Here is a 6,491-nt window from a genome sequence, read left to right as displayed (position 1 = left end):
CAGCCGGGCGCGGACCGCCTCCACCAGGGCGTCCCGTACGGCGTCCACGGCGCGGCCGGGCTCGGCCGGGGGCGCCGCCACGGCGAGGGAGGCGACCGGTTCGTACCCGGCGACCTCGCGTGCCCCGGCGCGCAGCACCAGCGCGTGGCCCGGCGGGATGCGCCGTACACCCTCGTACGGGGTGGTGTCCCGCAGCGCGGCCGGGACGTCCGGCGCGGCGAGCAGCGCGGCGAGATGGGTGAAGTCCAGGTTGGCCTCGACGAGGTCGGCGAGGGGCAGCGCGGCGGTGGCGTAGGCCGTACCGCCGGCCCAGGAGGTGTGGAACACCGGCCGGGCGCCCGCGAGATCGCCGCAGACGGTGATGCGGCGGCCGGCCCGGACGACGGCCGTGTAGCTGCCGGGCCAGGCGGTCAGATGGCGTACGGCGCCCCCGCGCGCGGTGACCAGGCCGCGCCGCAGCTCCTCGTCGGTGGCGCCGCAGATGCCGAGGACGGCGATCCGGTGCTCCGCGTCGGCGTGCACCACGCGCACCTCGTCCGGGCGCCAGTCGCCGACGGCCCACAGCGGGTCCGGGTCACCCCACAGAAGGTGGGAACCGACCGGGTGCAGGGTCTCGCCCTCGTACCCGACCGCGCCCGCGGAGCCGATCCCGGCGGCGCCCGCGGCGGTGCTGCTCCACCCCACCAACCACCGCATCGACGCCTCCACAGGCTGTGGACAACCAGTGCACCGTAGGAACCGGACCCATGCTGCCATGAAGCGCACGTCGGAGAGGCGCGGTGGCACCGCCTTCGATCGAGGGAAGTTCGCTTGGCGGACCGGGGGAGTTGACGGGTGGCCGACGCGCGCCGGGTGGGTCCGGCGGGGGTGACACCCAAGGGGGGCGGCGCGAATGCGCCCCCAATGCGCTCCCCCAAAACTCCCTCTGCGCCCTCAAGTTGCATGGTCGTAAAGGAAATTCACCCCATCCGCAGGGGGTCGATTTTTGGCCAAATCGCTGGCGGCAGCCGGGCGATGAGCACGCTCCGTACAGGGCGGCGAAGGGCGCGGCGGCCCGCACACACGCACAGTCCGGGAGGCGGAAGACGCCTCCCGGACCGGTCCGCCACCCGCGGGGATGAAGGCGGCGGTGTCCCCCAGCCCACTGGATCCAGTACAGCGGGCCGACCCACGCAGGAGCCATGGAACCGCTCCCCCGGTGGCCGGAGAAGAGCGCACGGACGGGCGCACGGCCACACGCACGGGGGCACGGGGCGACAGCCCGTGCACGGTGCGTGCAGGGCGGGCGCTCCCGTACGGACCACAATCCCGCCATCCGGAACAATGCCCCTTAACGCTTGGGATGCGGCGAACTACGCTGGGTTTACGAATGCCGCATGGTTATGCCAGCGCGGCAGCCGTCTGTGTCGAGGGGTGGCTCATGTCCAGGGAGCAACGCGGGCCGAACGAAAAGCTCGGCGCCGTTCTCGCCCTCGCGGGAATCAGCAACGCCGGGCTCGCCAGACGCGTCAACGACCTCGGCGCGCAAAGAGGGTTGACGTTGCGCTACGACAAGACGTCGGTGGCGCGCTGGGTGTCGAAGGGCATGGTGCCGCAAGGTGCGGCACCGCACCTCATCGCCGCCGCCATCGGCCAGAAGCTCGGCCGTCCGGTGCCGCTCCACGAGATCGGCCTGGCCGACGCGGACCCCGCACCCGAGGTGGGCCTCGCCTTCCCCAGGGACGTGGGACAGGCCGTGCGGTCCGCGACGGAGCTGTACCGCCTGGACTTCGCCGGCCGCCGGGCCGGCTCCGGCGGCATCTGGCAGTCCCTCGCCGGATCGTTCGCGGTGAGCGCATACGCAACGCCCGCCTCACGATGGCTGATAACCCCCGCCGACAGCTCGGTCGCGCGGGAGGCGGGCTCCGCCGAGGGGTCCGGCGCACCGATCAAAGTCGGCCACAGCGACGTGCAGAAGCTGCGGGAGGCCGCCGAGGACGCCAGGCGGTGGGACTCCAAGTACGGCGGCGGGGACTGGCGTTCCTCGATGGTCCCGGAGTGCCTGCGGGTGGAGGCGGCACCGCTGCTGCTCGGCTCCTACTCCGACGAGGTCGGCCGCGCCCTGTTCGGCGCCTCGGCGGAACTCACCCGGCTCGCCGGGTGGATGGCCTTCGACACCGGACAGCAGGAGGCCGCGCAGCGGTACTACATCCAGGCGCTCCGGCTCGCCCGCGCGGCGGCGGACGTCCCGCTGGGCGGCTATGTGCTGGCCTCCATGTCGTTGCAGGCGACGTACCGGGGGTTCGGGGACGAGGGGGTCGACCTCGCGCAGGCCGCGCTGGAGCGCAACCGGGGGCTGGCGACCGCCCGCACCATGAGTTTCTTCCGGCTGGTCGAGGCACGGGCACACGCGCGTGCGGCGGACGCGCAGGCCGCGGGCGCGGCGCTGAAGGCGGCCGAGGGATGGCTGGAGCGCTCACGCGAGGGCGACAACGACCCCTCGTGGCTGGGTTTCTACGGATACGACCGGTTCGCCGCCGACGCGGCCGAGTGCTACCGGGACCTGAAGGCGCCACGTCAGGTGCGCCGGTTCACCGAGCAGGCGCTGTCGAAGCCGACGGAGGAGTTCGTGCGCTCGCACGGGCTGCGGCTGGTCGTCTCCGCCGTCGCCGAGCTGGAGTCCGGGAACCTGGACGCGGCGTGCGAGCAGGGGGTGCGGGCCGTGGAGGTCGCGGGGCGGATCTCGTCGGCGCGGACCACGGAGTACGTGAAGGACCTGCTGCACCGGCTGGAGCCGTACGGGGACGAGCCCCGGGTCGTGGAGCTGCGGGAGCGGGCCAGGCCGCTGCTGATGGCCGCTCCGGCGTAGCGGAGCGGCCCGGGGGGGGCCGCCGGGCCGGTGCCGGCGGCTCGCCGGGCGCGGCCGTCCGCGCGGTTCCCCGTGACCCCGTCGGGGTGCCGGCCCCTTCCGGTGTTTGAAGCCGATGTCAGTGGCGCAGTGCACTATCGATGGCGGAGGTGGTGCAGGTGCGGACCGGGGCGTACGACTGCGATGTGCTCGTGATCGGCGGGGGGATCGTCGGGCTGTCGACGGCGTATGCGATCACGCGCGCCGCGCCGGGTACGCGCGTGACCGTGCTGGAGAAGGAGCCCGGCCCGGCCCGGCACCAGACGGGCCGCAACAGCGGGGTCATCCACAGCGGGGTCTACTACCGTCCGGGCTCGCTCAAGGCGCGGTACGCGGTGCGGGGCGCCGCCGAGATGGTGAAGTTCTGCGCCGAGTACGGCATCGCGCACGCCGTCACCGGCAAGCTGATCGTCGCCACCGAGCGGGAGGAGCTGCCCCGGCTGCACGCACTGGTGCAGCGGGGCCGTGAGAACGGCATCCCGGTGCGGGAGCTGGGACCCGCGCAGATCAGCGAGTACGAACCGGAGGTCCAGGGCCTCGCCGCCATACACGTCGCCACCACCGGGGTGTGCGACTTCGTGGGGGTCGCCCGGGAACTGGCGCGGGCGTCCGGCGCCGAGATCCGGTACGGCGCCCGGGTCGTCCGGGTGGACCGGCGGCCGGGCCTGGGCGTGGCCGTGCTCACGGCGGCCGGCGACGTGGTCCGCGGCCGGGTGCTGGTGAACTGCGCCGGGCTGCACTGCGACGAGGTGGCCAGGCTGACCGGCGACGACCCGGAGGTGCGGATCGTGCCGTTCCGCGGGGAGTACTACGAGCTGGCGCGGCCCGAGCTGGTGCGCGGACTGGTCTACCCGGTGCCGGACCCGGCGTTCCCGTTCCTCGGGGTGCACCTGACCCGCGGGATCGACGGCGGCGTGCACATCGGCCCCAACGCGGTGCCGGCCCTGGCCCGCGAGGGGTACGGCTGGGGGGTGGTCCGGCCCCGGGAGCTGGCCGGGACGCTGGCGTGGCCGGGCTCGTGGGCCATCGCCCGGCGGCACTGGCGGTACGGCGCGGGCGAGCTGCACCGCTCGGTGTCCAGGGCCGCTTTCCTGAAGGCGGTGCGCAGACTGCTGCCCGGGGTGGCGGCGACGGATCTGGTGCGGGCCCCGGCCGGGGTGCGGGCGCAGGCGGTGCTGCGCGACGGGACGCTGGTGGACGACTTCCTGATCCGGGAGGGAGCGCAGGCCGTGCACGTGCTCAACGCGCCCTCCCCCGCGGCCACCGCCTCGCTGCCGATCGGGCGGGAGATCGGGCGCCGGGCGCTGGACATGCTGGGGTCGCTGTAACGACTCGTGCGGACCTTCTAAAATTGGGCTCACTGTGTCTGACTCGCCGAACACTCCCGACGCCCCGCTCCCGGCCCCCGACGGCTCCGGTGACTCCCTCCGGCACACCCGGGCCAAGGGTGAGCCCCGCTTCCCCGACGGGCCCAGGGCCGATCCCGCCGGCTCGCACTTCGAGCGGCGGATCCGCAGTTTCCAGCCGCGGCGCAGCCGGGTCACGACCGGGCAGGCCGACGCGCTGCAGCGGCTGTGGCCCAAGTGGGGCCTGGACATCGACGGGCAGCGCGTCATCGACTTCGGCGAGCTGTTCGGCAACGACCGGCCCGTGGTCCTGGAGATCGGGTTCGGGATGGGCGAGGCCACCGCGGCGATGGCAGCGGGCGACCCGGACACCAACATCCTCGCCGTCGACGTGCACACCCCGGGCCAGGGCAACCTGCTCAACCTGGCGGACCAGGGCGGCCTGTCCAACGTCCGGGTGGCCAACGGCGACGCGATCATCCTGCTCCGGGAGATGCTCCGCCCGGACTCGCTGGACGGCCTGCGCGTCTACTTCCCCGACCCGTGGCCCAAGAAGCGGCACCACAAGCGGCGGCTCATCCAGCCCGCGTTCCTCACGCTCGCCGCGACCCGGCTGAAGCCCGGCGCGCTCGTGCACTGCGCGACCGACTGGGAGCCGTACGCCGAGCAGATGCTGGACGTGCTCACCGCGCACCCGGACTTCGAGAACACCCAGGCGGACGGCGGGTTCGCGCCGCGCCCGGAGTTCCGGCCGCTGACCCGTTTCGAGGGACAGGGACTGGACAAGGGTCATGTGGTGAACGATCTGCTGTTCCGGCGCGCCCCGCACAGCCGGGACCGATAAACCGATCAGCCCCTCGCCCCGTCACCGTTAGGGTCGATGCCGTGGCCACCAGTCCTCCGTTTCCGATGCGTCCCCCGAGCCCCGGCGACGGCGCGCTCCGTCACCCGCACTGGTGGCAGCGCAGGTGGGTGAGGTACGGGGCGCTGACCTCGCTGCTGGCGCTGTCCGGTCTGGTCATCCTCGCGCTGGTCCGGCGGCAGACCGGCACGGAGGGGTTCCTCGTCGGGCTCGGGCTGGCCGTGCTGCCGGTGCCCTGGCTGATAGCCGCGTTCCGCTGGCTGGACCGGGTGGAGCCGGGCCCCTGGCGGAACCTGGTCTTCGCCTTCGCCTGGGGGGCCTGTGCGGCGGCGCTGATAGCCATCGTGGCCAACAGCTTCGCGACCAAGTGGATCGCCACCTCGACCGCGGACCCGGCCGGCGCCGACACGCTCGGCGCCACGGTGATCGCGCCGATCGTGGAGGAGTCCGCCAAGGCCGCCGCCGTGCTGCTGGTGTTCCTCTTCCGCAGGCGCGACTTCACCGGGATCGTGGACGGGGTGGTGATAGCGGGGGTCACCGCCACCGGCTTCGCGTTCACCGAGAACATCCTCTACCTCGGCACGGCCTTCGGGACCGACCAGCTCACCGGCGACCGGGGCATCGCCTCCGTCACCGCCGCCACCTTCTTCGTGCGCATCGTGATGTCCCCGTTCGCGCACCCCCTGTTCACCGTCCTCACCGGCATCGGCTTCGGCGTCGCCGCGCTGTCCGCCGAGCGGCAGCACGTCCGGCGTCTCCTGCTGCCGGCCGGGGGCCTGCTGCTCGCGATGGGCATGCACGCCTTCTGGAACGGCTCCGCCACCTTCGGCGAGTACGGCTTCTTCGCCGTCTACGCCGCCTTCATGGTGCCCGCGTTCGCGCTGCTGACCTGGCTGGCGGTCTGGACCCGGCAGCGCGAGCTGCGGATCGTCCGGGCGGAGCTGCCGGCGTACGTGCTGGCCGGGTGGCTGGGGCCGGCCGAGCCGTCGGCGCTCGGGTCGATGCGGGCCCGGCGGATGGCCCGGGACTACGCGCGGCACCACCACGGCCGCCCGGCGGCGCGGCAGGTGGCGCGGTACGAGGCGTGTGCCACCTCGCTGGCGTTCCTGCGGCAGCGGGGCCGCAAGGGGAAGGCGGGCGCCGACTTCGTCGTACGGGAACGCGAGCTGCTCGACGAGCTGTGGAGGCACCGCGGCGTGGCCCGTCCGGCACTGGAGTACGCGGCGCGGACGGCCGCCCCGGCCCGGCCGGTGTACGCGGGTCCGCCGCCCGCGGCGCCCTGGCCGGCGTACGGCCACCCGACGGGGCCGTACGCCCGGTACAACCCGTACCGCTCGTAGCCGTACCGGACGGGCCGGCCCCGGCCCGGGGTCGCCGTGGGCCGGGGTCGCCGCGG

4 protein-coding genes and 1 pseudogene are annotated in these 6,491 nt (G+C 73.9%); 4 read left to right on the top strand and 1 reads right to left on the bottom strand.

The genetic code is table 11. The features are described 5' to 3' along the window. Positions 1-696, bottom strand: a pseudogene (locus GT045_RS05115) (asparagine synthase); the annotation flags it as partial. Positions 697-1,420: 724 nt separating this feature from the next. Between GT045_RS05115 and GT045_RS05110 the strand changes: the two are divergent. The 4 genes from GT045_RS05110 (at position 1,421) to GT045_RS05095 (ending at position 6,435) form a co-directional block, all read left to right on the top strand. Continuing rightward, complete coding sequence (locus GT045_RS05110) at positions 1,421-2,848, top strand: MFS transporter (RefSeq protein ID WP_161287571.1); 1,428 nt, start codon at positions 1,421-1,423, stop codon at positions 2,846-2,848. A gap of 140 nt (positions 2,849-2,988) precedes the next feature. After that, positions 2,989-4,215 (top strand): L-2-hydroxyglutarate oxidase, encoded by a 1,227-nt coding sequence (lhgO, locus tag GT045_RS05105; RefSeq protein ID WP_202527191.1) that lies wholly within the window; start codon positions 2,989-2,991, stop codon positions 4,213-4,215. 34 nt (positions 4,216-4,249) lie between these two features. Further along, the gene (gene trmB / locus GT045_RS05100; protein WP_161287572.1) at positions 4,250-5,077 is read left to right on the top strand and encodes a tRNA (guanosine(46)-N7)-methyltransferase TrmB; all 828 of its coding nucleotides are present in this window, start codon (positions 4,250-4,252) and stop codon (positions 5,075-5,077) included. Between the two features lie 41 nt (positions 5,078-5,118). Then, positions 5,119-6,435, top strand: a complete 1,317-nt coding sequence (locus GT045_RS05095; protein WP_345942549.1) for a PrsW family intramembrane metalloprotease — start codon at positions 5,119-5,121, stop codon at positions 6,433-6,435. Positions 6,436-6,491 lie beyond the last annotated feature (56 nt).

The organism is Streptomyces sp. SID486 (genome assembly GCF_009865385.1).
Lineage (GTDB): Bacteria > Actinomycetota > Actinomycetes > Streptomycetales > Streptomycetaceae > Streptomyces.
Note: the sequence above shows the minus strand (reverse complement) of the source record. Positions and strands in the feature narration are given on the sequence as shown.